Raw genomic sequence first — 265 nt, forward strand, 5'->3', positions numbered from 1 at the left:
ATCAGTTCATATCGTGGTTCAACGCAAGTGCTCTGACAGGCAGTACGCCCCTCCCCGCGCTTACCCGCGCCGGGCTCAGCCATTTGTGGTTCGAAAGCATTCACCCGTTCGAAGACGGCAATGGACGACTTGGTCGCGCACTGGCCGAGAAAGCGCTCGGCCAATCGCTGGGGCAACCGAGCCTGATCATGCTCAGTTTCACCATCGAACAGCAACGGAAGGCTTATTACGATCAGTTGGAAACCCATCAGCGGACCCTCGACGT

At 57.7% G+C, this 265-nt stretch carries 1 protein-coding gene; it reads left to right on the plus strand.

The window, feature by feature from the left end; translation table 11 throughout:
• On the plus strand, positions 1–265 hold a 265-nt coding region (locus HWX93_RS22840), incomplete at both ends, for a Fic family protein (protein WP_176038830.1).

The organism is Brucella tritici, assembly GCF_902825325.1.
Taxonomy (GTDB): Bacteria; Pseudomonadota; Alphaproteobacteria; order Rhizobiales; family Rhizobiaceae; genus Brucella.